The following is a 22,199-nucleotide window of genomic DNA, read 5'->3' on the forward strand; positions in this document are numbered from 1 at the left end:
TTGCCGTCCGAGCTATGATGGGGAGGTTGTATCCCACAAGGGGGTGAACGGTTTCGACTTTGGACGTTGAATCAGGAGAAGCGTGCCGGTGCAGGCGAGAGACCACCGTAAGCGTCATCGCAAACCAATAAGCGCCGAGCCTAAGAGCCAGCGCGAGTTCGCTCTTGCTGCCTAAGCAGTAGAGCAACTCTGTCGGTCCGGGGTCGCCTCCGACCCGGTCACCGGCATCAGCTAGGAGGCTTACCGCCGCGCTCGGCTACGGGGTGTGGTTGGGAAACAAACAGTGGCTGGGCTCGTCACTTCAGCTTGTTCGCGTGACTGAAGGGGCCAAGTAGAGACATAGCGGACTGCGCACGGAGAAGCCCTGGTGATACGCCAGAGGACCCGGGTTCAATTCCCGGCACCTCCACTGGTCGACGGAAGCGGCTCTGCCCCTCGGGGTAGGGCCGCTTCTTCATGTATGGGGCGCTGCGGTTCCCTTGTGGCTCACCTTGGCATGACTCCGCAATGGGTGTCGAGATGCCGCCTATTGCGAAGATGCTTAAAGCGACTTACGGTCCTTCGCGCCTTTAGGCGCGCTTCGCTGCTTTCTCGGCACGTGCATTTCGGATCTTCTTCTCGATGGGCCGTTCGGGTTCGCACTCCTGTTCGATTTGGTGTAGTGTCGAGGTTGTGGCCAGCGACGATGCATCCCTGAAGGCGGCCTCCGGGAGAGGGGGTGGCTCATCCACTACAGCGAATGGAAAGGTCAAAATGGCCCAAGAAAGACTTCCCGGATTCACCTCGCCGGGGCACTGAGGCGGAACATCATGCGCTCACGGACATAGGCCGATCCCGTTTCGGCGAATAGGCCCAGGACCATGCGGCTTCATGTGCATCAGTGGGATCCGGACCGCGTCGTTCTCGTGCACGGTGTGCTGCTCGGCGGCAGGGAAGCGTGGCGGACTCAGCGTCCGTTGACCGAGCGGTGGACGTTGCTCGCGCCGGTCCGGCCCGGTTGCGGGAAATCGCCGTAAGGAGTGCGGGATTTCGAGGCCGATGCCGCACTGATCGCGGAGCAGGTGCTCGACGAGCCCGCGCATCTGGTCGGGCTGTCCTACGGCGCGATCGTCGCGATGCTCGCCGCCGTGCGGCGGCCGGAGATGGTCCGGACGCTCACCGTGGTCGAGCCGCCCGCGGCCGGGGTCGTTCGTGGTGATGAGGTCGTCGATGCGTGGGACGCCGAACTGAGGCAGCTCCTCGACGGCTCGCTGGAAGATCCTGGCGAGGTCTTCTTCCCTCTCGCCGGTGTGCCGTTGCCCATTGCGGATCCGGTGCCGAAAACGCTGCGACGTGGCGCTGGGCGTCGGTCGGGATGCGGCCGCCGGGAGACGCGGAGCTGTCGCTCGAAGTGCTGACCTCCGCGGATTTCCCGATGCTCGTGATCGCCGGCGATCACCGGCAGGAGTACGAGATCGTTGCCGACGCGATCGCGGACGGGACCGGCGCGCGCCGCGAGATCGTCGGGGAGGGGGCATCTGGTGCCGGACGCGGGGGGAGCCGTTCAATGCCGGCTCGAGTCCTGTTGAATCACGGAGAGTAGTGGAAACTAGATCATTTTTGTCTCAATTCACCCGCGCCGGGAACTGCTGCGGGGTGGGATGTCATGCTGAGTGTCCGACCATGGCCCTCTTTCGAACCGACCCCGTGTCGCCGGAGGGCCGGAAGAAGGTGGCAGATGACCTGGGCTAGGCATTCCAGTCGTCCCGATCCCGCAGAAGACCAGAGCCGCATGGCAGGTGTGCGGGCTGAAGAAGAAATCCGCCTCACCGTGCAGAACGGCAGGGCCGCAAGGACCGTCGCCGGGCACTCTTCGGACGCACTCGACTGCGCCGAACTACTGGCGATGCTCGGGCTCGAGGGAGTACAGAAGAAGCACGCTCAGCGCACCTGACCCCCGATCCGGGTAGTCAGTTCGGCCGCGGTCAGGCGGACCTCTTCGGCGAGGTCGGGCCAAGTTTCCTCGCATCCCTCGCCCCCCGGGCAGAGGTGGCGGAGGGTCACGCTGATCGCGGCCAACGGCCGGCCGCCGTGGTCGAAGACCGGGCAAGCCACCGAGGCGAACCCTTCGGTGACGTGACCGTCTTCGACCGCCCAGCCGAGCCTTCCTTCCGCGTTCAGCGTGCGGCGTAGTTCGGCGAGGGTGCGCGGGCCGCGACCGGTGCGCAGCACGAACGCCGACGCGGCAGGGAAGAGCGCGCGTACGTGCGGCGAGGGCAGGTGCCGCAGTATCGCCCTGCCTGACGCCGTGAGCTGCCCGGGCAGCCGGACGCCGACCTCGGTGACCAGGGTTTCCGGGCGCGTGGGGCGTTCTTTGACCAGGTAGAGCGACTCGTTGCCGTGTAGCACGCCGAGGTGCGCGGTGTGGCCGACCCGATCGGCGAGTTTGCGCAGCAGCGGGACCGCGAGCCGTTCCAGCGGATCGTGCCGCAGGTAGGCCGAGCCGAGCTCGAACGCGGCGATGCCGAGGCCGTACCGGCGCTCGGCGGGCAAGTGCGCCACGAAACCGGCGGCTTCCAGTTCGGCGAGCAGGTGATACGTCGTCGAACGCGGGAGGCCGAGTTCGCGCGCGATCGCGGCCGCCGACACCGGACCCGGCCGGGCGGCCAGGGCCCGAAGAATTCCGAGGCCGCGTCGCAGAGCCGGTACTTCGCTGCTCTCACCCATGCTGACCTCCTGTTTCGCTCGGCGCGATAGCAAGGGACCTTTGCTACCGCTTCTCTCAGCGTTGAGAGAAGCGGTAGCAAAGGTCCCTTGCTCTCTTTCTGCAGGTGACCGTGTGGGTTTTGGGACGTCAGATGTCCCAAAACCCACACAGTCAGTGCGCACCGCTACGCGGAGTACAGGGTGTGTGGATATAGGGACACTCAACATCCCTATATCCACACACCTCCGTCGCCCGCGATAGCAAGGGTCCTTTGCTAACACCGTGCGTGTCTTGGATACCAGACACAACCACCGGTTGGGGCCGCCCACCAGCGGGCATGGCGTTGTCCAATGGGGTTATGCCGGAAACCGTACTTCTGGGCTCCGAACCGCTTCGGCCCGAACAGGTCGTCGCGGTCGCCCGTGACCACTCGCCCGTCGCGGTCAGCGAAGCGGCCGAGAAGAACCTCGCCGCGACGCGTCAGCACATCGACGACCTCGCCCACGCCGAGACGCCGACGTACGGCGTTTCGACGGGCTTCGGGGCGCTTGCGACCAGGCACATTCCGCTCGAAAGCCGCACCGCCCTGCAGCGGTCGCTGATCCGATCGCATGCGGCGGGCGCGGGCCCGGTCGTGGAGACCGAGGTCGTGCGCGCGCTGATGCTGCTGCGTCTCCGCACGCTCGCCAGTGGGTACACCGGTATCCGGCCGCAGACCGCGCAAGCGCTTGCGGCCCTGCTCAACGCCGGGATCACCCCGCTCGTCCACGAGTACGGCTCTCTCGGCTGCTCCGGTGACCTCGCGCCTCTCGCCGCCGTCGCGCTCGCGCTGATGGGAGAGGGCGAAGTCGAGTACAACGGCGAAGTCGTCCAGGCGGGTGTCGCGCTGAAGCACGCCGGCATCGAGCCGGTCGTTCTCGCGGAGAAGGAGGGCCTCGCCCTCACGAACGGGACCGACGGCATGCTCGGCATGCTCTTGCTCGCCGCGGCCGATCTGCGCAAGCTTCTCGACACCGCCGACATCACCGCGGCGATGAGCGTCGAGGCGCTCCTCGGTACCGATCGTGCCTTCGCCGCCGATCTCCAGGCGCTGCGCCCGCATCCCGGGCAGGCACGGAGCGCCCAGCGCATGTGGACGGCGCTTCAGGACTCGAAGATCGTCGAGAGCCACCGCGGTCCGGACTGCAACCGCGTCCAGGACGCGTACTCCCTCCGCTGCGCGCCGCAGGTGCACGGCGGCGCACGCGACAGCCTCACGCACGCCGAACTCGTCGCTGAGCGTGAGCTTCACTCCGCGGTCGACAACCCGGTCGTGCTGTCCGACGGCCGCGTCGAGTCGAACGGCAACTTCCACGGCGCCCCGGTCGCGTACGTGCTCGACTTCCTCGCCATCCCGCTCGCGGACGTCGCCAGCATCGCCGAGCGCCGCACCGACCGGATGCTCGACAAGGCCCGTTCGCACGGCCTGCCGCCGTTCCTCGCGTTCGACCCCGGCGTCGATTCGGGCCACATGATCGCCCAGTACACGCAGGCGGCCATCGTCAGCGAACTCAAGCGTCTCGCGGTGCCGGCGTCGGTCGATTCGATCCCGAGCAGCGCCATGCAGGAGGACCACGTCTCCATGGGCTGGTCCGCCGCGCGCAAGTTGCGCAAGGCCGTCGAGGGGCTCAACACCGTCCTCGCCATCGAACTGCTCACCGCCGCGCGGGCACTCGACATGCGCGCGCCCCTGGTCCCGTCGCCGGTCACCGGCCGGGTCCGGGATCTCGTCCGCACCAAGGTCGAGGGCCCCGGCCCCGACCGTCATCTGGCGCCGGAGATCGCCGCCGCCGAAGAACTCGTCGCGTCGGGTGCCGTCCTCGCCGCGGCCCAACTGGAGGTCTGAGCCCATGTCCCGCACGGTCCGTGCCGCCCGAGGCACCACGCTCACCGCGAAGAACTGGCAGACCGAAGCCGCGTTGCGGATGTTCCACAACAACCTCGACCCCGAGGTCGCCGAGCGCCCGGAGGACCTGGTCGTCTACGGCGGCACCGGCAAGGCCGCCCGCAACTGGGCCAGCTTCGACGCGATCACCCGCGAGCTGACCGGTTTGGAGCGGGACGAGACGCTGCTCGTCCAGTCCGGTAAGCCGGTCGGCGTGTTCCGCACGCACGAATGGGCGCCGCGCGTGCTCATCGCGAACTCCAACCTCGTCGGCGACTGGGCGACGTGGCCCGAGTTCCGCCGCCTGGAGGCGCAGGGCCTGACCATGTACGGCCAGATGACCGCGGGGTCCTGGATCTACATCGGCACGCAGGGAATCCTTCAGGGCACGTACGAAACCTTCGCCGCCGTCGCGAAGAAGCGGTTCGGGGGCAGCCTCAAGGGAACGCTCACCGTCACCGCCGGTCTCGGCGGCATGGGTGGCGCGCAGCCGCTGGCCGTCACGATGAACGACGGCGTCGCCCTCGTCATCGAATGCGACCCGCAGCGTGCTCGCCGCCGCGTCGAGACTCGCTACCTCGACGAGGTCGCCGACGACCTCGACGACGCGATCCGCCGGGTAGAGGCCGCGAAGAAGGAGAAGCGCGCGCTGTCCGTCGGCGTGGTCGGCAACGCCGCCGAGGTGCTGCCCGAACTGCTGCGCCGCGGCGTCGAGGTCGACATCGTCACTGACCAGACTTCCGCGCACGACCCGCTTTCGTACCTGCCCAAGGGCATCGGTGTCGATGAGTGGCAGGACTACGCGGACAAGAAGCCCGACGAGTTCACCGAGCGCGCCCGCGAGTCGATGGCGGAGCACGTGGAGGCGATGCTCGGCTTCCTCGACAAGGGCGCCGAGGTCTTCGACTACGGCAACTCCCTGCGCGGCGAGGCGAAACTCGGCGGCTGCGAGCGCGCGTTCGACTTCCCGGGGTTCGTGCCCGCCTACATCCGCCCGCTGTTCTGCGAGGGCAACGGCCCGTTCCGCTGGGCGGCGCTGTCGGGCGATCCCGAGGACATCGCGGCGACCGACCGCGCGATGCTGGAACTGTTCCCGGAGAACGAATCCCTCGCCCGCTGGATCAAGCTGGCGGGCGAACGCGTCGCGTTCCAGGGGCTTCCGTCGCGGATCTGCTGGCTCGGCTACGGCGAGCGGCACCTCGCCGGCCTGCGGTTCAACGAGATGGTCGCCAGCGGCGAGCTGAAGGCGCCGGTCGTCATCGGCCGTGACCACCTCGACTCGGGCAGTGTCGCCTCGCCGTACCGCGAGACCGAGGGCATGGCCGACGGCTCCGACGCGATCGCCGACTGGCCGTTGCTGAACGCGCTGGTCAACACCTCGTCGGGCGCCACCTGGGTGTCGATCCACCACGGCGGCGGGGTCGGCATGGGCCGCTCCATCCACGCCGGCCAGGTCAGCGTGGCCGACGGAACCCTGCTGGCCGCGCAGAAACTCGAACGCGTGCTCACCAACGATCCGGGCATGGGCGTCATCCGGCACGTCGACGCCGGATACGACCGCGCCGCCGACGTCGCCGACCACCGGGGCGTGCGCGTGCCGATGCGGGACGCCGAGTGACCGCGTCCTCGCTGCTGGAGGAGATCTCGGGCGTCGGCCGCGACCCGAAGCGCGGCGGCTACTCCCGCCACGCCTTCGACGCGGCCGAAACCGAACTGCGCGCGTGGTTCGTCGAGCGCGCGGGACGGCTGGGGCTGGGTGTCGAGACCGATCGCAACGGCAACATCTGGGCTTGGTGGGGCACACCCGGGCCGGACGCCGTGGTCACCGGGAGCCACCTCGATTCGGTGCCCGGCGGCGGCGCCTTCGACGGCCCGCTCGGCGTCGCGAGCGCACTCGACGCGGTGGAGATCTTGCAGGCCAAGGGATTCCGGCCCGCCAAACCGTTCGCCGTCGTGGTCTTCGCGGAAGAGGAAGGCGGCCGTTTCGGCGTGCCGTGCCTCGGCTCGCGGCTGCTGACCGGCACCATCGACGCGGACAAGGCGCGCGGCCTGCGTGATCCGGACGGCGTCACGTTCGCCGAAGCGGCGGCGAAATCCGGCCTCGATCCCGATCGGATCGGCCGGGACGCCGAGCGACTCGGCCTGATCGGGCGGTTCCTCGAACTGCACGTCGAGCAGGGGCGCGGGCTGATCGACCTCGGTTCGCCGGTCGCCGTCGGCAATACGGTGATCGCCCACGGCCGATGGCGATTCTCCTTCCGGGGGCAGGGGAACCACGCCGGTGCGACGCTGATCGGTGATCGTCGTGACCCGATGATCCCGGCGGCCGAGACCGTGCTCGCCGTGCGGAAACTGGCGAAGGCGACTGCCGACGCCAGAGCCACCGTCGGCAGATTGGTACCCACTCCCGGCGGGACCAACGTCATCGCGTCCACTGTGGATCTGTGGCTGGACGCGCGGGTGCCGGGCACGGACACGCCCGAACTGGTCGCGGAGATCGCGAAGCTGGCCGAAGAGGCGGCCGGGCAGGAAGGCTGTCGCGTCGAGGTCACCAGAGAGTCGTACTCGGACGACGTGGTCTTCGACGACGCGCTGCGCCGCGACCTGGGCACCTGGCTCGGCGGACCGCCGGAGCTGCCGACCGGTGCCGGGCACGACGCCGCGATCCTCGCCGGATTCGTCCCGTCCGGGATGCTCTACGTGCGTAATCCGACCGGGATCAGCCATTCCCCGGAGGAGTTCTCCGAGGCGGCGGATGTCGACCACGGTGCCCGTGCGCTCGCGGACGCCCTGGAGAAACTGTCGACATGACGACATATTGGTGTGAACGTGCCTGGCTGCCGGACGGGATCGCCGACGCTGTCCGGATCGAAGTCGACGCCGGGAAGATCGCTTCCGTGACGGCGAACGCGCCTCGCGAAGGAACTGTCCTGAATGGACTGACCTTGCCCGGCTTCGCCAACGGGCACTCGCACGCGTTCCACCGTGCGTTGCGCGGCCGGACGCATCATGACCGCGGGACCTTCTGGACGTGGCGCGAGCGGATGTACTCGCTCGCGTCGCGGCTCGATCCGGACACGTACTACCGGCTGGCGCGTGGGGTCTACGCCGAGATGGTGCTGGCCGGATACACGAGTGTCGGCGAGTTCCACTACCTGCACCACGCGCCGGGCGGAAAGCCTTACCGCGAGCCGAACGCGATGGGCGAGGCGCTGCGGCAGGCGGCCAGGGACGCCGGGATCCGGCTGACGTTGCTCGACACGTGCTACCTCGCGGGCGGCATCGGCGTCGAGCCCGACGAGGTGCAGCAGCGGTTCTCCGACGGTTCCGCGGCGCACTGGGCGCGGCGAGTCGGCGAGCTGCGGGAGGACGAGACGTTCCGGGTCGGTGGCGCGATCCATTCCGTGCGCGCCGTTCCCGAAGATCAACTGTCCGAAGTGGATCGTGGAGCCGGGCCGCTGCACATCCACCTTTCCGAGCAGCGGGGCGAGAACGAGCAGTGCCTTGCGGCCTATGGCCGGACGCCGACGGGGCTGCTCCATGACCGCGGCGTGCTCGGCGAGCGGCTCACCGCGGTGCACGCGACGCATCTGACGCCGCTCGACATCGAGCAACTCGGCGAGGCGCGGAGTCGTGCCTGCTTCTGCCCGACGACCGAACGGGATCTCGGCGACGGCATCGGTCCCGCGCGGACGTTGCTGGACGCGGGTGTGAGGCTGTCGCTCGGCAGCGACAGCAACGCGGTCGTCGACGCGTTCGAGGAGACCAGGGCGCTGGAACTGAACGAGCGGCTCGCCAGCGAGAAGCGCGGCCGGTTCACCGCCGGGGAACTGCTCGCGGCGGCGACGGATCACGGCGCGATCGGCTGGGACGAGGTCGGCGAGCTGGCCGTGGGGGCGGGTGCGGACCTGGTCACGGTCGGCCTCGCGTCGGTGCGGACCGCGGGGATCGAGCCGTCCGGGGTGGTCTTCGCCGCCTCCGGCGCGGATGTCCGGGATGTCGTCGTCGCCGGACGTGAGATCGTCCGCGACGGCGCGCATCAGCTGATCGACCGGCCGGAAACGGTCTTGGCCAAGGAGATCGAGGCATTGTGGCAGTCCTGATCACGGGTATCGGCGAGCTCACCACGAACGACGCCGAGCTGGGCAAACTCCGCGACGCGGCCGTCATCGTCGAGGGCGAGACGATCGCCTGGGCCGGTTCGGCGGCGGACGCGCCCGACGCGGACGAGCGGGTCGACGTCGACGGCCGCGCGGTGCTGCCCGGCTGGGTGGACAGCCACACGCACCTCGTCTTCGCCGGGGATCGAACGGCCGAGTTCGAGGCACGGATGGCCGGGAAGGCGTACAGCGCCGGAGGGATCGCGGTCACCGTCGACGCGACGCGATCGGCTTCCGACGAGCAGCTGGCGGCGAACCTGCGGCGTCACGTCGACGAAGCGGCGAAGCAGGGCACGACGTGTCTGGAGACGAAGACCGGATACGGGCTCAACGTCGAAGACGAGGTGCGCTCGGCGCGGATCGCCGCCGACGTGGCCGACGAGGTCACCTTCCTCGGCGCGCATCTGGTACCGCCGGGCGCGGACGCGGAGTCCTATGTGGACCTGGTGTGCGGTGACATGCTCGACGCGGTGGCGCCGCTCGTGCGATGGGCGGACGTGTTCTGCGAGACCGGCGCTTTCGACGAGGCGCAGTCCGCGCGGGTGCTGAAGGCGGCGCGGGAACGCGGGCTCGGGCTGCGGGTGCACGGGAACCAGCTGGGGGAGGGGCCGGGGGTGCGGCTCGCCGTCGAGCTGGGGGCCGCGAGTGTCGACCACTGCACGTACCTGAGCGAAGCGGACGTCGAGGCTCTCGCTGCTTCGGACACTGTCGCCACCCTTCTGCCGGCGTGCGACCTGTCGACCCGGCAGCCGCTGGCGCCGGCGCGGCGGCTCGTGGACGCGGGGGCGACGGTCGCGCTGGCGAGCAACGCGAACCCGGGCAGCTCGTACACGACCTCGATGGCGTTCTGCGTCACGACCGCGGTGCTGCAGATGCGGATGACGATCGAGGAGGCCGTCTGGTCGGCGACGGCGGGCGGCGCTCGGGCTCTGCGGAGGGACGACGTCGGGGTGATCCGGCCCGGCGCGCGGGCGGACCTTCAGGTGCTCGAAGCGCCTTCGGTCACGCACCTCGCGTATCGGCCCGGGGTGCCGCTGACGGCCGCCGTGTGGCGGCGCGGGAAGCTTCTGACCAGTGGTTTCGCCTCAAAGTGATAGCAAAGGTCCCTTGCTCCTCCGCGGGGGAGCGACCCCGCGACGATGGAGGATTCGGGACACTCAACGTCCCGATTCCTCCATCGTCAGCCCCGCCAGTCACTCACGACCACCCGCGCCGACACATCGAGAACGGCACCGGACAGCGGCTATGCGACTTTGCCGGATGCCGAGGTCAGGAGGCCCGGCCGAGGGTTTCCTCGACGCGCAGGCGTAGCGCGGGCGGGAGTTCGCCGAGCAAATGGGACCACTGCTCGACCCGCTTCTCGCTCAGGTGGGTGAGCAGGTCGAGCACCGGCGGCCACAGGTCCTCGTCGGCGGCCGCAACCCGCAGCAGGCCGCGGAACCGGGCCTCGGAGAGCAGCCCGAGGACGTGATCGATCCGGTTCTTGTCGTCGAGGACGAACGCGATCCGGATCAGCGCCTCGTCGCCGATGACGTCGAGTGCCCTGCGCACCGTCGGATCGGGCAGGTGGCCGACGAACCGGCCGACGGTGATCCAGTCCTCGCGGCGCACGAGTTCACCGGCGACCGCGACCACGGTGTCGAGCGGGATCCGCCCGATGATCGCGCTCGCGCGGCGCGGGTCCAGTTCGGCCGCGACGTCGGCCAGGAAGGGCGGCTTCAGCCGCTTCGCGACGTCGACGCCCCGGGAGACGTCCACCAGCCCGGCGATCCGCGCGCACAGAAGCGGGCCGAAGACCTTCTCGGCGATCTTCGCGAGGATCGGGCTCGGGACGAGCTTGCTCGCCATCGCCATCCGCTCGAGGGCGGCGCGGTTGGCGTCGAACAGCGTGTCCGTGACCTGCTCGCGGAACGCCTGGAGTTCGGCGGCGTCCACCTTCTCCAGATAAGCGAGCCGCTCGGGGGTGGTGCCGAGGACGCGGGCGAGTTTGAGGATCTCCGCCCGCGAGGCGAAGTTTTCGGTGGTCACAGGCCCACCACCTTGCGAACGGTGCCCCGCAGAAGCGCGGGTACGTACTTCAGGCCCTCTTCGCCCGCTTCGGCCAAGGCCTTGGCCTGACGGTGGCGCGCGTCGCGCAACGCGTCGGAGAGGTCCTGCTTCTCGTTGTCGGCCAGCGCTTCGATGCCTGCCGGGACAGGACCGCCTAGCTGACCGGTGAGTGTGCGCTCGGCCATGGTGGATCATCATGCCCCATCGGGCTGGGAAAGCAGGGGACCTTTACTTTCGTCCATGGCGGTCCGCTCGTCACGGCTTGTAGCGTCCAGGTCTGTGATGGACGGAGAGGAGCCCGTGCGGCGCGGGCGGCGGCTGGTCATGGACGTCGCGCTGTGGCTCGGGCTTTGTGGCTGGGTGACCATCGACGCCGGATCCAGTACGAAGCACTGGGAGCTGCTCTTCGGGCTCACCGCGACCACGGCCGCGATCGCGGTGTCGCGCCGGTACCCGCTGGTCTCGCTCGCCATCGCCATGATCGCGAGCTTCATCGTGCTGGGCAGCTTCGGTGGCCGGGTGCCCATCTGGGAAGGGTTCCTCCTCGTCGCCGTGAGCTACCTCGCGGGTTACCGGCAGCCGGTCGCGAAGCCGATGTTGCGCGTCTTCACCGTCGTCTCCGTGATCGCGGTGCCGGTGGCGCTGCTGTGGAGCGAGGACGGCTTCTCGGCCTGGGGCGCGTTGCTCGGCCTCCTGGTCTTCGCCTCGGTGACGCCATGGCTGCTGGGCCGCTACATCCGGCAACGCGAGGACATGGCGCGTGACGGCTGGCGCCGTGCAGAGGAGATGGAGAGCCGCCAGCGGCTCATCGCCGACCGCGCGCGGCTGCGCGAACGGACGAGGATCGCCAGCGACATGCACGACTCGCTGGGCCATGAGCTGAGCCTGATCGCGGTGCGCGCGGCGGCGCTGGAGGTCGCGGGCGGGCTCGACGAGCAGCAGCGGCAGGCCGCCGGTGACCTGCGACAGAGCGCCGCGACGGCCACCGAACGGCTGCGCGAGATCATCGGGGTCCTGCGCGAGGACGACGCGCCGACCGAGCCGGTGCACGAGAGCATCGACGAACTGCTCGACCGGACAAGAGCCTCCGGCGTGCTGATCGAGTCCTCTGTGGACGCACCGTTCGACGGCGAACCGCAGATGGTCGACCGCGCCGCGTATCGCGTGGTCCAGGAATCGGTCACGAACGCGGTGAAACACGCGCCGGGTGCCGCCGTCACCGTCCGGGTCGTGCGGTCGGCGGGGCGGACGGACGTCGTGGTCACCAATGCCGCGCCGCCGGCGGGGCCGTTGCCGGGCCGGGCTTCGGGCAGGCGCGGGCTGATCGGCCTGCGCGAGCGGGTCCGGCTGGTCGGCGGGACCCTGCGGGCAGGACCTCACGAAGGCGGATTCGAGGTGAGCGCGACCTTGCCGCACGACGCGGCACCGTCGGAGGAATCGCCCGAGAGCCAGGCGGCGATGGACGCCGAGGTCGGGCAGTCCCTGTCGGCCAGGGAACTGGAACGTGCCCGCCGTGACGTCCGGCGCAGCCTGATCCAGGCGATCGTCGTGCCGATCGGGCTGTTCGGCCTGGTGGTCGGGATCAGCGGGGTGGTGTTCCTCGTCCAGTGGTACGGCTCCGTACTCGCCGGTGCCGACTACGACCGGATCCGGATCGGCCAGTCGCGGGCGGAGATCGCGGCCGTCCTGCCCGGCGGCCAGCGGATCGCCCGGCCGCGCGTGGTGGAGCCCCCGGTGCCCGCGGGGGCGACATGCGAGTACTACGGCACCGAGCGCACCGTGTTCAACTTGAACTACGAGGCCTACCGGCTGTGCTTCGCCGAGGGGAAACTCGTGGCGAAGGACATGATCAGTGAAGACGAGCAAAGGGGGAACCCGGATGATCCGGGTGGTGCTGGCCGATGACGAGGCGATGATCCGCGCCGGCGTGTCGGCGATCCTGGCCGCGGACGCGGGGATCGAAGTGGTCGCGGAGGCCGAGGACGGCCGTGCCGCGGTCGAGCAGGCGCGCGCGACCAGGCCGGACGTCGTCCTCCTCGACATCCGGATGCCGGTCATGGACGGGCTCAAGGCGGCGGAGGAGATCCGGCGGCTGCTGCCCGAGATCGGCGTGATCATGCTGACCACGTTCGGCGAGGACGCCTACATCGAGCGTGCGCTGGGCCTCGGCGCGAGCGGTTTCCTGTTGAAATCCGGTGATCCGCGCGAACTGCTGTCCGGGATCCACGCTGTCGCGGGCGGTGCGGCCTTCCTTTCGCCGAAGGTCGCGCAGCGGGTCATCGCCCGCTTCTCCGGCAACCAGGTGTCCCGCGCCGAGGAGGCGCGGGCGCTGATCGGCAAGCTGACCCCGCGTGAACAGGAAGTGCTGGCGCTGCTGGGTTCCGGACTGTCCAATGCGGACATCGCGGCCAAGCTGTTCGTGGTCGAGGGCACGGTGAAGGCCTACGTGAGCACCATCCTCAACCGGCTCGGCGCGCGGAACCGCGTGCAGGCCGCGATCACCGCGTACGAGGCGGGGCTGGTCGGCGGGGAACCGGAGGCGTCCAGCCGCTGACCCCGGCGCCGATGCGGGCGGTGAGCGCGCCGGGCAGCAGGCGGAACACGCCGTTGCGGACGGCCACGGCGAGCGGGTTGCGCAGCTGAGGTCCCATTTTTCCCGCCTGCACCGAGGATTTGACCACCGCTTGGGTTCGTGGGCGGCGCTGTTCGTCGTAACTCTTCAGTGCGGCGTCGACGTCTTCGGTGGTGCTCAGCGCGGCGGCGAGGACGACGGCGTCTTCGATCGCCTGGCAGCCCCCTTGGCCGAGGAACGGTGGCATCGCGTGGGCCGCGTCGCCGAGGAGCGCGACGCGGCCTTTGACGTAGGTCGGCAGGGGAGTGCCGAGCAGGTGGAGATCGTGGTGGAGCAGCGTCTCCGGCGTGGTCGCGTCGATGAGTTCGGGAATGGGCTCGTGCCAGCCGCCGAAGCGGTTCCGCAGATACGCCTTCGGGTCCTCGTAACGGATCCCCGCTTCGGCGACGTAGCTCGCCCACCAGTAGACGCGGCCGTCGTGCAGCGGAATGACGCCGATCTCGGCGCCGTCGTCCCAACTCGTGCTGAGTTCTGTCGGGTGAGGGAGGGTGGTCACCGCGCGGAAGGCCGTGCTGCCGCTGTAGACCGGTTCGGGATGCCGTGGCCAGAGTTGTCCGCGGGCGGTGCTGTGGATTCCGTCCGCGGCGACGATGACGTCGGCGTCGAGATCGTCGAGGCTCGTGACCTCGACGCCGGTGCGGATGCAGCCGTCGGGGAGGGCGTCGCGGAGCGCGCCGATGAGGTCCGCGCGATGGATGGCGGCGAGCGGACGGCCGTGATGACGGCGGAACGCTTCGGCGTCCCAACGGGTGATGCGGCGGCCTTCGCGGTCATGGAGACCGCCGGATGATTGTTCCCGCAGCGTGCGGGGGCGGACGCCCAGTGTTTCGAGTGAGCGCAGGGCGTTCGGCCACAGGGAGATGCCGGCGCCGACGGCGGTGAGCTCCGGCGCCTGTTCGAGGACGGTGACCTCCCAGTCGATGCCGTGCAGCCCGATGGCGGCACCCAGTCCGCCGATTCCTCCGCCGATCACGATCGCTTTGCGCATGTCGACCTCCTCTACATCTGTAGAGTACTACTACACTTGTAGAGTGCGAAAGGCGACGATCGGGGACGCGGCCATCGAGGTGATCGCGGCCGAAGGGATGCGAGGGTTGACGCATCGCGCCGTCGACCGGTTCGCCGGGCTGCCGTCGGGCTCGACCTCGTATTACGCGCGGACGCGGGCGGCGCTGCTGGAGCTGGCGATCTCGCGAATGGTCGAACTCGACGACGTCACCCTCGATCCGCCGCCCGGACGGCTGGCCGAGTACGTGGCGGGGTTCGCCCACGCGGCGATCACGAACGGGAGGACGCGGATGCTCGCGCGATACGAATTCGCGCTGGAGGCGACGCGGCGGCCGGAGCTGCGCGAGGCCTACGACCGCGGGGGACTGGTCATCCGGCGGCGATGCGCCGAGGTGCTCGCCGGATGCGGATCGGCGGAGCCGGAGCGGCACGCGCGGGTGCTCGTCGCCTGGCTGGACGGGACGGTCTTCGACGCGCTGGCCGGGACCGGCTCGCTGCGGCCGCCCGGTCTGGAGGAGCTGACGCGGGGGGCGCGGGAGGTTTTGGCGGGGCTCGGGGTGGCGGGGTAGCGGGGGACCTTTGCTATCGCCGGGGCGCTGACCTGCGGTTTTGTGCGTTGGGGGAGCAAGGGACCTTTGCTCTCGCTTCTCTCGACGGCCGGGGTGTGTGGATATAGGGACGTTGAGTGTCTCTATATCCCCACACCCTGTACTTGGCGTAGCGGCGCTGACTGACCGTGTGGGTTTTGGGACATCTGACGTCCCAAAATCCACACGGTCATCTGCGGAAAGGTCCCTTGCTCTCCCTCAGGCGTCGCGGCGCCGCAGCACGGTGGAGCCGGTGACGAGACCGGCCGCCGCCCACGCCGTACAGAGCGCGATGCCGACCCAAGGCGCGTAGGGCGAGACGCCCCCGAAGATCGGGTTCGGCTCGCCGGGGGTCACCATCGCGTTGACGCCCGCGAAGCCGGGGAAGTAGTTCACGATGTCTTCCCCGCCCAGCGAACCGGCGAACATCGGGATCATCACCAGCAGCACGAAAACGGTCACGATCGTCCCCGCCGTGCTCCGCAGCGCCGTCCCGAGGCCGAGGCAGAGCAGGCCCAGCAGCGCGAAGTAGCCGCCCATGCCCGCCGAGGTCGCGAGGACCTCGCCCACCGAGGAGTCCCGGTCGGGGATCAGCGGCGCCGAGATCGCCACGCCGGCGAGGGTGTTCAGGACGCCGTAGCCGAACAGCACCGGCAGCAGGACGGCCGATTTCGCGGCGAGGACCCGGTTCCGCACCGGGACCCACTGCAGGGTCGAGCGGATGCTGCCACTGGCGTACTCGCTCGTGACGAACAGCGTCGCCAGCGCGACCACGGCGAACTGCGTGAGGTAGAACGCCGCTCCGGCCACCACGGCGTGCGGAGCCATCGAGCTTTCGACACCGGAGTTCGCGGCCAGGCCCAGCGCGCCGGAATAGGCGAGCATCAGGAAAAGTCCGCTGATCAGGCACCACCAGGTGGACCGGACCGACCAGAACTTGGTCCATTCCGAAGAGATCGTGTTCATCGTGCGCTCCACTGCTTGAAGAAGCCGGTCAGCCGGTCGCGGAAGAAGTCCAGCGCCTTCCACGAATCGATCGAGCCGTACTGGTTCTCGATCTCGGTCGGCGGGAGGTGCGGCCGCAACCCCAGCTGGTCGACCAGGATCGCCGCGTCCGTCACCGACGAATGGCCGCTGTCCTCGAGCAGGTCCTGCTCCTTCGGCCCGGTGAGCCGCGGCCAGGTCTCGTTCCACGACGTGCGGTAGTACTTTTCGCCGGTCGGGCTGGTCAGCAGCAGGAACGGTCGGTCGAGAGAAACGGCACCGAAGAACGGGCCGTCGACGTTCACGCCCGCTTTGATCCGCCGGTCGGCCACCATCGCGGCGGCGGTCGCCGAACCTCCAGCCGAGTGACCGGCCATCCCGATCTTCGTAGCGTCGATCGACCAGCGACGGTCCTTCAGCAGGGTGTCGACGACGAACGACGTGTCGATCGCGCGGTTCGCGATCGCGGCGGGCCAAGGGTCGTTCGGTCGTGTACAAGCGACGCACTGGCGCAGTCCGTCGGGGAACTCCGTCGCCCAGGCTTCGTAGGCGTGGTCGATCCCGGCGACCACGAAACCTTGTGCGGCAAGGCGTTCCGCCACCGAGGTCAGCGTGATCCGGTTGTTGCCCGCGCCAGGCGAAAGCAGCACCAGCGGACGTCGTCCTGGCAGCGAAGGCGCGTTCTCCCTCGAGTGAACCCGGACCTTGCTCAGCGTGTCCGGCGGCGCGTCGATCTTCCGTCCGGCGACCGCCGCCGCCGACTCCGCATGCGTCATGTACAGCGGCGCCTTCCCGAGGGGGACGGCCGGGTACCAGACGTTGACCATCAGCTCGCGCCGCTTCTCGGGCACCCAAGGGTCGGCTCGCTGCTGGTCGGTGAGGTGCAGCGTGCGCAGCCCGATCGGGAGCGGGCCACCCGGCGCGGGCAGCGACAAAGCCGGGGCGGCCGGGGCGGCCGACGCGACCGCCGGTGCTCCCAGCAGGCCGGCGATCACTGCTACCGAGACCATGAGTGACTTCTTCATGCCGCGACTCCCGTTCCGTATTCGACCGACGATGCGGTCAGTTCCATGTATGCCTGTTCCAGTGACGCGGTCCGTTCGGCCAGTCCGTGCACGCGGATCCCGAGTTCGTGCACCGCGTCGCCGACGAGATGCACACCCATGTCGTGCACGATCAGTTCGTCCCGATCGGATTCCGTGGTCGCGCCGAGCGCGCGCAGTCGCTGTTCGAGGGTGCGCAGGTCGGCGGGAGCGGGCACCCGCACCGCGACCGACGTCCGCGAGTTGCCCGCGATGAATTCGTCGACCGGCGCGTCGGCGAGCAGTTTTCCCTTGCCGATGACGACCAGCCTGTCGGCGGTCAGCTGCATCTCGCTCATCAGATGGCTCGACACGAAAACCGTGCGGCCCTCTTCCGCGAGTGAGCGCATCAGCTGCCGCACCCAGCGGACGCCGTCGGGGTCGAGGCCGTTGACCGGTTCGTCGAACATCAGCACACCCGGGTCGCCCAGCAACGCGCCCGCGATCCCGAGCCGCTGCCCCATGCCGAGTGAGAACGTCCCGGCTCGTTTGCCCGCGACGTCGGTCAGGCCGACCGTCGCGAGCACCTCGTCCACCCGGCTCGCCGGGAGCCCGTTGCTGTGCGCCATGGCCAGGAGGTGCTTGCCCGCGCTCCGCCCCGGGTGCAGCGCCTTGGCTTCGAGCAGCGCGCCGACCTCGCGCAGTGGATACCGCAGGTCGGCGTATGTCTTGCCGCCGATCCGGACCTCACCCGCGCTCGGCGCGTCGAGGCCGAGCGTCATCCGCATGGTCGTCGACTTGCCCGCGCCGTTGGGACCGAGGAAACCGGTCACCTTGCCCGGCTCGACGGCGAACGTCAGCCCGTCGACCACCGTCTTCTCGCCATAGCGCTTCGTGAGTCCTCGAAGCGTGATCATCCGCGTCCTCCTTCGTGTCCCCGAATCCTCTGACGCGGGGGCACCCGAGGGCATTGCCCTGAAGTCATCGGCCATCCCTTACTTTCGACAGGTGCCGCTCGGCACGAGTCGCCGCGGAAAGGCACAATCGGCGCCATGACCACCCGCGAACAACGGCGCGTGAATCCGCTCGACCTGGTGATGCTCGTACTCGCCGTGTTCTCCGTCGGGTTGCTCGCCTACGTGACGTTCTTCCCTCATTCGGAGGAGACGGCGCATCGCGTCTTCGTCATCGACACCGTGGTGTGCGGGATCTTCGCGCTGGAATTCCTCTGGCGGTGGCGGCGCACCGGCTGGGAGAAGCGATTCCCGCTGCGCAACTGGTACGAGATCCTCGGCATGATCCCCATCGCGCATCCGGCGCTGCGCGGGTTCCGGCTGCTGCGGATCGTCGTGGTGCTGGTGCGGCTCGCCCGTACGGCGGACCGCGCGTTCGGGGAGCGGTTCACGCAGCGGCTGGTCGAACGGCTTTCGCGGCCGATCGTGCTGGCGATCAAGAAGCCGATCACGATCGCCGTGCTCGACGAGGTCGTGAAGGTACTGGAAACCGGGAACTATCCGCAGAACCTCGCGCGCTCACTCGGGGAGAACCAGTCGCTGCTGCGGGGGATCATCGCCGAGAAGCTCAAGAACGATCCGCAGGCGGGACGGCTTTCGAAGCTGCCGTTCCACGACGAGGTGGTGCGTTCGGTGATCGACACCGCGATGCGCGTGATCCTCGAGGTGCTGACCGATCCGCGGACCGACGAGTTCTTCGCGCACGTGGTGCGGGAGAACCGGGAGCAGATCCGGAGCGCGGTGCAGCTGGGGTTGAACGAGCGTGAGGACGACGAAGAGCTGGCGGCGCAACTGCCGACCCGGCCGCAGCACCAGCTGATGGACTGAGCGGTCAGGTCCCGCCGCGCCGCGCGGTGCGACGGGTGGGCGCGGCGGTCATCGGGTCTTCGGGCCAGGGATGCTTCGGATAGCGGCCGCGGAGATCGGCACGCACTGCCGCGTAGCCGTTGCGCCAGAACGATTCCAGATCAGCCGTGACCGCGGCCGGCCGTCCGGCGGGTGACAGCAGGTGCAGTACGACGGGCACGCCCGCCAGCTCTGGCGTCGCGAGCCAGCCGAAGGTCTCCTGCAGTTTCACGGCCAGCACCGGCTGCTCACCCGAGTAGTCGACGCGGATCCGCGAACCCGACGGTACCTCCAGCCGGTCCGGCGCCAGTTCGTCCAAACGCGACGCTTCGGGCCAGGGCAGCAGTCCGCGCAGGGCGGCGCCCGCGTCCAGTGAAGCCAGATCCGACCGGCGGCGCGCCGTCCCGAGGTCGAGCCAGCTATCCAAAGTGGACAACAGTGTCGTCGAATCGACCGCGGGCCAAGGCGATCCCAGCACTCGATGCAGGAACGCCAGCCGTTCACGCAGTCGCCGGCCGTCCTCCGGCCATCGCAAGAGGCCGAGCCCTTCGGTGCGCAAGCCGTCCAGCAGTGCGGCGCGGATCGCGTCCGGCGCGGGCGAGCGCAACGGTTTCTCCGCGAGCACGATCGCTCCGAGCCGTCGCACCGAACGTGCCACGACGTCACCGGAAGACCAGTGCACTTCGTCCACAGAGGACACCAGATTCGGCGCCGCGCGGACGGCGAGGTCCTCGTCCGCGGGCGCGGCCAGCCGGATGACGCCCTGCGCGCGGCCGGGATCCCTGGTCGCTTCGGCCACCGCCAGCCATTCGACGTCGGCCAGTCCGCTGCCGCGCGGAAGTTCGGCCGCCGTCCCGCCTGCCATCAGGTACACCGGTGCCCCCGCGGAACGCCGTCGTGCGAGCCGCTCGGGATGGGCCAGCGCCACGACCAGCGCCGGATCGGAGGCCTTGCCGCCGTCGGGCACCAGCTTGGAAAGCCGCCGCACGTCACGCTTCCAGCGCTCGTCGCCGCGCACTCGCCGCAGTTCGGCTTCGAGGTCGGTCAGCGTGCCACCGCTGTCCAGCAGTGCGACGACTTCGGCCGCCGAACGCGCGTTGGTCCGCGCCGCGCCGTCCAGCAACGCCCTCGCGAGCCGCGGATGCAGGCCCAGCCCGGCCATTTTCCGGCCGCGTTCGGTCACCGTCCCGTCTTCCGCGGTCGCCCCGAGGGTGGTCAGCAACGCGCGACCGGCGGCCAGCGCGCCTTCGCCGGGCGGATCCCACCACGAGAGGGCGGAACCATCCGGAGTGGACCAGCACGCCAGCTCCAACGCGAACCGTGCCAGTTCGGCCGTCCGGATCTCGGGTTCGGGGTAGGCGGGCAGGGAACCTTGTTCGTGCGCCGCCCAGCACCGGTACGCACGGCCCGGCGCCTCGCGTCCGGCGCGGCCGGCGCGCTGCTCGGCGACCGCGGCCGAAACGCGGACCGTCGCCAGACCCGGCAGGCCGCGCCGATGATCGACACGGGGCACGCGCGACAGTCCGCAGTCCACCACCGCGCGCACGCCCGGAACGGTCAAGCTGGACTCGGCGACCGAAGTCGACAGCACCACCCGGCGGCGGGCGCGTTGGCGCAACGCGTCGTCCTGGCTCGCCGCCGAAAGCCGTCCGTGCAGGGGCAGCACATCGGAGTCCAGGCCGCTGAGCAGCCCGCTCACCCTGGCGATCTCGCCCGCGCCAGGCAGGAACGCGAGCACGTCACCGTCCCCTTCGGACAGTGCTTTGTGGATCACGCGGGCGACGGTCGCCTCGACCCGCTCGCCGCGCGCGGGCGGGGAGTACGAGACGTCGACCGGATAAGTCCTCGCGTGCGCGGTGATCACCGGCGCGTCCCCGAGCAGCGCGGCCAGCCGCCCGGAGGCCACGGTGGCGGACGTCGCGAGCAGGCGCAGGTCGTCCCGCAATCCGGCGCGCACGTCGAGAAGCAACGCCAGCAACAGGTCCGCGTCGAGATGCCGCTCGTGGCATTCGTCGAGCAGGACGGTCGAAACCCCGCTCAGTTCGGGATCGCCCTGCACCCGCCGGACCAGCAACCCCGACGTCACCACTTCGATCCGGGTCGAAGACGACACCTTCCGGTCCCCGCGGACCGAATAGCCGACCGTCTCGCCGACCCGTTCGCCCAGCAGGGACGCCATCCGCGCCGCCGCGGCCCGCGCGGCCAGCCGCCTCGGCTCGGCGACGACCACCCGGCCTTCGCCGTTGTCCAGCGCGAGCGGTACCAAGGTGGTCTTGCCGGTGCCAGGGGGCGCGACGAGCACCGCGGTGCCGTGTGCGTCGAGAGCGGCTTCGAGTTCGGGCAGGACGGCGCGAACCGGCAGATCGGGAAGGGTCACTGCTCGGTGACCTGCGGCGGAGGCGGGATCCGGTAACCGGACGGGCCGATGTTGCGGTTCAGCGATGCGAGCCACTCCCCGGACGAGATCATCTTCTGGATGGCCCTGGCCACCGCGGCCCGGCCCTCGGTGTCGTCCTTGCGCAGGCCGACACCGTATTTCTCCTTCGAGAACGGCTTGCCGACGACCCGCAGCAACTCCGGGTTCTGCGCCACGTAACCGGCCAGGATGACGTCGTCGGTGGTCACCGCGTCCACCTGTCCTGCGAGCAACGCCGTGACGCAGTCCTGATAGCGCGGGTACTCGACGAGCTGGACGGCTTGGGCGAACTTGTCGCGCACCTGCTCGGCCGAGGTGGTGCCGCCCACGGCGCACAGCTTGCGGCCGTTGAGGTTCTCGGGGCCGGTGATGTCGGTCGACCGGAGGCGGACGAGCAGATCCTGGCCGGTGTCGAAATAGGGCCCGGCGAAGGCGACCATCTGTTTGCGTTTCTCGGTGATCGAGTAGCTCGCCACCATCAGATCCGTGGTCCCGGAAGTAATGTCCGTCTCGCGGGACGAGGGCTTGCTGTCGTGCCAGGTGATGTGATCCTCGTCGACACCCAGTTCACTCGCGACGTACTTCGCCACATCGACGTCGAAGCCGACGTACCGGCCGTCGATCGTCCGTTTGGAGAGTCCCGGCTGGTCGAAGCGGATGCCGATGGTGAGTTCGCCGGACCCGACGGCGCGTACGACGAGGGAATCCGACGGACCGGTCTCAGTGGAACAGGCCGCCATTGTGACCAGCATCAAGCAGGCCACCAGCAGGCCGCGTCCCCTCATCGGGTGCCTCCGTCCGCCGCCTCACGTTGTTCTCAGGGTCGACGGTTAGCCTAGGCCCGTGCGTAGACCGCCCCAAGTCGTACTCGA

Annotated in this window: 21 protein-coding genes and 1 other RNA gene; 13 read left to right on the forward strand and 9 right to left on the reverse strand. The window is 69.5% G+C overall.

The annotated features are described in order from the left end of the window. Positions 1–39: 39 nt before the first annotated feature. The 4 genes from ssrA to DL990_RS39095 all read left to right on the forward strand — a co-directional run bounded on the left by ssrA (position 40) and on the right by DL990_RS39095 (position 1,933). Positions 40–412, forward strand: a transfer-messenger RNA (tmRNA) gene (ssrA, locus tag DL990_RS39085). 448 nt (positions 413–860) lie between these two features. Continuing rightward, a complete protein-coding gene (locus tag DL990_RS41630; protein WP_199746784.1) occupies positions 861–1,016 on the forward strand; it encodes an alpha/beta fold hydrolase in 156 nt (51 codons plus the stop codon). A gap of 3 nt (positions 1,017–1,019) precedes the next feature. After that, the gene (locus tag DL990_RS41635; RefSeq protein WP_199746785.1) at positions 1,020–1,397 is read left to right on the forward strand and encodes an alpha/beta fold hydrolase; all 378 of its coding nucleotides are present in this window, start codon (positions 1,020–1,022) and stop codon (positions 1,395–1,397) included. Between the two features lie 320 nt (positions 1,398–1,717). Next, the gene (locus tag DL990_RS39095; RefSeq protein ID WP_065913043.1) at positions 1,718–1,933 is read left to right on the forward strand and encodes a hypothetical protein; all 216 of its coding nucleotides are present in this window, start codon (positions 1,718–1,720) and stop codon (positions 1,931–1,933) included. Here DL990_RS39095 and DL990_RS39100 read toward each other — a convergent pair. Beyond that, positions 1,921–2,706 carry an IclR family transcriptional regulator gene (locus DL990_RS39100; protein ID WP_125789217.1) on the reverse strand — a complete coding sequence of 262 codons (786 nt, stop codon included), beginning with the start codon at positions 2,704–2,706 and terminating at the stop codon, positions 1,921–1,923. The two genes, DL990_RS39095 and DL990_RS39100, sit on opposite strands and share 13 nt — an antisense overlap. 338 nt (positions 2,707–3,044) lie before the next feature. Here DL990_RS39100 and hutH point away from each other — a divergent pair, with 338 nt between their 5' ends. Genes hutH through hutI form a run of 5 tightly spaced genes read left to right on the forward strand, consistent with a single transcriptional unit; the run spans position 3,045 to position 9,864 of the window. Then, the gene (gene hutH / locus DL990_RS39105; protein WP_125789218.1) at positions 3,045–4,571 is read left to right on the forward strand and encodes a histidine ammonia-lyase; all 1,527 of its coding nucleotides are present in this window, start codon (positions 3,045–3,047) and stop codon (positions 4,569–4,571) included. 4 nt (positions 4,572–4,575) lie between these two features. Further along, complete coding sequence (gene hutU, locus DL990_RS39110) at positions 4,576–6,228, forward strand: urocanate hydratase (protein WP_125801689.1); 1,653 nt, start codon at positions 4,576–4,578, stop codon at positions 6,226–6,228. Beyond that, a complete protein-coding gene (locus tag DL990_RS39115) occupies positions 6,225–7,421 on the forward strand; it encodes an allantoate amidohydrolase (protein ID WP_125801690.1) in 1,197 nt (398 codons plus the stop codon). Before hutU ends, DL990_RS39115 begins: the two co-directional genes overlap by 4 nt. Further along, positions 7,418–8,713: a formimidoylglutamate deiminase gene (locus tag DL990_RS39120; RefSeq protein ID WP_125789221.1), complete on the forward strand. Its 1,296-nt coding sequence runs from the start codon at positions 7,418–7,420 to the stop codon at positions 8,711–8,713. Before DL990_RS39115 ends, DL990_RS39120 begins: the two co-directional genes overlap by 4 nt. Then, positions 8,701–9,864, forward strand: a complete 1,164-nt coding sequence (hutI, locus tag DL990_RS39125) for an imidazolonepropionase (RefSeq protein WP_125801691.1) — start codon at positions 8,701–8,703, stop codon at positions 9,862–9,864. The genes DL990_RS39120 and hutI overlap by 13 nt, the downstream gene beginning before the upstream one ends. Positions 9,865–10,039: 175 nt before the next feature. Here the strand turns inward: hutI and DL990_RS39130 are convergent, their stop codons facing one another. Together DL990_RS39130 and DL990_RS39135 are read right to left on the reverse strand one after the other, a co-directional pair. After that, a complete protein-coding gene (locus tag DL990_RS39130) occupies positions 10,040–10,798 on the reverse strand; it encodes a hypothetical protein (protein ID WP_125789223.1) in 759 nt (252 codons plus the stop codon). Further along, on the reverse strand, positions 10,795–11,004 hold the full coding sequence (locus DL990_RS39135; protein ID WP_007034335.1) for a hypothetical protein: 210 nt from the start codon (positions 11,002–11,004) through the stop codon (positions 10,795–10,797). Before DL990_RS39135 ends, DL990_RS39130 begins: the two co-directional genes overlap by 4 nt. 97 nt (positions 11,005–11,101) lie before the next feature. Between DL990_RS39135 and DL990_RS39140 the strand changes: the two genes are divergently transcribed. Together DL990_RS39140 and DL990_RS39145 are read left to right on the forward strand one after the other, a co-directional pair. Next, a complete protein-coding gene (locus DL990_RS39140) occupies positions 11,102–12,724 on the forward strand; it encodes a histidine kinase (RefSeq protein WP_233620706.1) in 1,623 nt (540 codons plus the stop codon). Beyond that, positions 12,699–13,373, forward strand: a complete 675-nt coding sequence (locus DL990_RS39145) for a response regulator transcription factor (protein WP_125789224.1) — start codon at positions 12,699–12,701, stop codon at positions 13,371–13,373. The genes DL990_RS39140 and DL990_RS39145 overlap by 26 nt, the downstream gene beginning before the upstream one ends. Here the strand turns inward: DL990_RS39145 and DL990_RS39150 are convergent. Then, positions 13,318–14,439, reverse strand: coding sequence for an FAD-dependent monooxygenase (locus tag DL990_RS39150; RefSeq protein WP_125801692.1), 1,122 nt, complete (start codon positions 14,437–14,439; stop codon positions 13,318–13,320). The two genes, DL990_RS39145 and DL990_RS39150, sit on opposite strands and share 56 nt — an antisense overlap. A gap of 43 nt (positions 14,440–14,482) precedes the next feature. On the opposite strand from DL990_RS39150, the gene DL990_RS39155 reads away from it, so the two are divergent. Then, positions 14,483–15,028, forward strand: a complete 546-nt coding sequence (locus tag DL990_RS39155) for a TetR/AcrR family transcriptional regulator (RefSeq protein WP_125801693.1) — start codon at positions 14,483–14,485, stop codon at positions 15,026–15,028. A 237-nt stretch (positions 15,029–15,265) separates the two neighbouring features. Here the strand turns inward: DL990_RS39155 and DL990_RS39160 are convergent, their stop codons facing one another. Genes DL990_RS39160 through DL990_RS39170 form a run of 3 tightly spaced genes read right to left on the reverse strand, consistent with a single transcriptional unit; the run spans position 15,266 to position 17,969 of the window. Then, on the reverse strand, positions 15,266–16,012 hold the full coding sequence (locus DL990_RS39160; RefSeq protein ID WP_125801694.1) for an ABC transporter permease: 747 nt from the start codon (positions 16,010–16,012) through the stop codon (positions 15,266–15,268). Continuing rightward, positions 16,009–17,055, reverse strand: a complete 1,047-nt coding sequence (locus tag DL990_RS39165; protein WP_233599246.1) for an acetylhydrolase — start codon at positions 17,053–17,055, stop codon at positions 16,009–16,011. The genes DL990_RS39160 and DL990_RS39165 overlap by 4 nt, the downstream gene beginning before the upstream one ends. After that, entirely contained in the window at positions 17,052–17,969 is a 918-nt protein-coding gene (locus DL990_RS39170) for an ATP-binding cassette domain-containing protein (RefSeq protein WP_125801695.1), read from the reverse strand. Before DL990_RS39170 ends, DL990_RS39165 begins: the two co-directional genes overlap by 4 nt. A 135-nt stretch (positions 17,970–18,104) precedes the next feature. Between DL990_RS39170 and DL990_RS39175 the strand changes: the two genes are divergently transcribed. Next, positions 18,105–18,893 (forward strand): ion transporter, encoded by a 789-nt coding sequence (locus DL990_RS39175; protein ID WP_125789229.1) that lies wholly within the window; start codon positions 18,105–18,107, stop codon positions 18,891–18,893. A gap of 4 nt (positions 18,894–18,897) precedes the next feature. Here DL990_RS39175 and hrpB read toward each other — a convergent pair whose 3' ends face one another. Both hrpB and DL990_RS39185 read right to left on the reverse strand, forming a co-directional pair. Beyond that, a complete protein-coding gene (gene hrpB / locus DL990_RS39180) occupies positions 18,898–21,288 on the reverse strand; it encodes an ATP-dependent helicase HrpB (protein ID WP_125801696.1) in 2,391 nt (796 codons plus the stop codon). Further along, on the reverse strand, positions 21,285–22,112 hold the full coding sequence (locus DL990_RS39185) for a glutamate ABC transporter substrate-binding protein (protein WP_125789231.1): 828 nt from the start codon (positions 22,110–22,112) through the stop codon (positions 21,285–21,287). The genes hrpB and DL990_RS39185 overlap by 4 nt, the downstream gene beginning before the upstream one ends. Positions 22,113–22,199 lie beyond the last annotated feature (87 nt).

Source organism: Amycolatopsis sp. WAC 01416 (assembly GCF_003947485.1).
Taxonomy (GTDB): domain Bacteria; phylum Actinomycetota; class Actinomycetes; order Mycobacteriales; family Pseudonocardiaceae; genus Amycolatopsis.

Excerpts from the sequence above, each read along its gene's own strand:
- DL990_RS41630 (WP_199746784.1), top strand. The coding sequence starts at position 861 with ATGCGGCTTCATGTGCATCAGTGGGATCCGGACCGCGTCGTTCTCGTG.
- DL990_RS39095 (WP_065913043.1), top strand. The coding sequence starts at position 1,718 with ATGACCTGGGCTAGGCATTCCAGTCGTCCCGATCCCGCAGAAGACCAG.
- DL990_RS39100 (WP_125789217.1), bottom strand. The coding sequence starts at position 2,706 with ATGGGTGAGAGCAGCGAAGTACCGGCTCTGCGACGCGGCCTCGGAATT.
- hutH (WP_125789218.1), top strand. The coding sequence starts at position 3,045 with ATGCCGGAAACCGTACTTCTGGGCTCCGAACCGCTTCGGCCCGAACAG.
- hutU (WP_125801689.1), top strand. The coding sequence starts at position 4,576 with ATGTCCCGCACGGTCCGTGCCGCCCGAGGCACCACGCTCACCGCGAAG.
- DL990_RS39120 (WP_125789221.1), top strand. The coding sequence starts at position 7,418 with ATGACGACATATTGGTGTGAACGTGCCTGGCTGCCGGACGGGATCGCC.
- DL990_RS39135 (WP_007034335.1), bottom strand. The coding sequence starts at position 11,004 with ATGGCCGAGCGCACACTCACCGGTCAGCTAGGCGGTCCTGTCCCGGCA.
- DL990_RS39140 (WP_233620706.1), top strand. The coding sequence starts at position 11,102 with ATGGACGGAGAGGAGCCCGTGCGGCGCGGGCGGCGGCTGGTCATGGAC.
- DL990_RS39145 (WP_125789224.1), top strand. The coding sequence starts at position 12,699 with ATGATCCGGGTGGTGCTGGCCGATGACGAGGCGATGATCCGCGCCGGC.
- DL990_RS39150 (WP_125801692.1), bottom strand. The coding sequence starts at position 14,439 with ATGCGCAAAGCGATCGTGATCGGCGGAGGAATCGGCGGACTGGGTGCC.
- DL990_RS39160 (WP_125801694.1), bottom strand. The coding sequence starts at position 16,012 with ATGAACACGATCTCTTCGGAATGGACCAAGTTCTGGTCGGTCCGGTCC.
- DL990_RS39165 (WP_233599246.1), bottom strand. The coding sequence starts at position 17,055 with ATGAAGAAGTCACTCATGGTCTCGGTAGCAGTGATCGCCGGCCTGCTG.
- DL990_RS39170 (WP_125801695.1), bottom strand. The coding sequence starts at position 17,969 with ATGATCACGCTTCGAGGACTCACGAAGCGCTATGGCGAGAAGACGGTG.
- DL990_RS39175 (WP_125789229.1), top strand. The coding sequence starts at position 18,105 with ATGACCACCCGCGAACAACGGCGCGTGAATCCGCTCGACCTGGTGATG.
- DL990_RS39185 (WP_125789231.1), bottom strand. The coding sequence starts at position 22,112 with ATGAGGGGACGCGGCCTGCTGGTGGCCTGCTTGATGCTGGTCACAATG.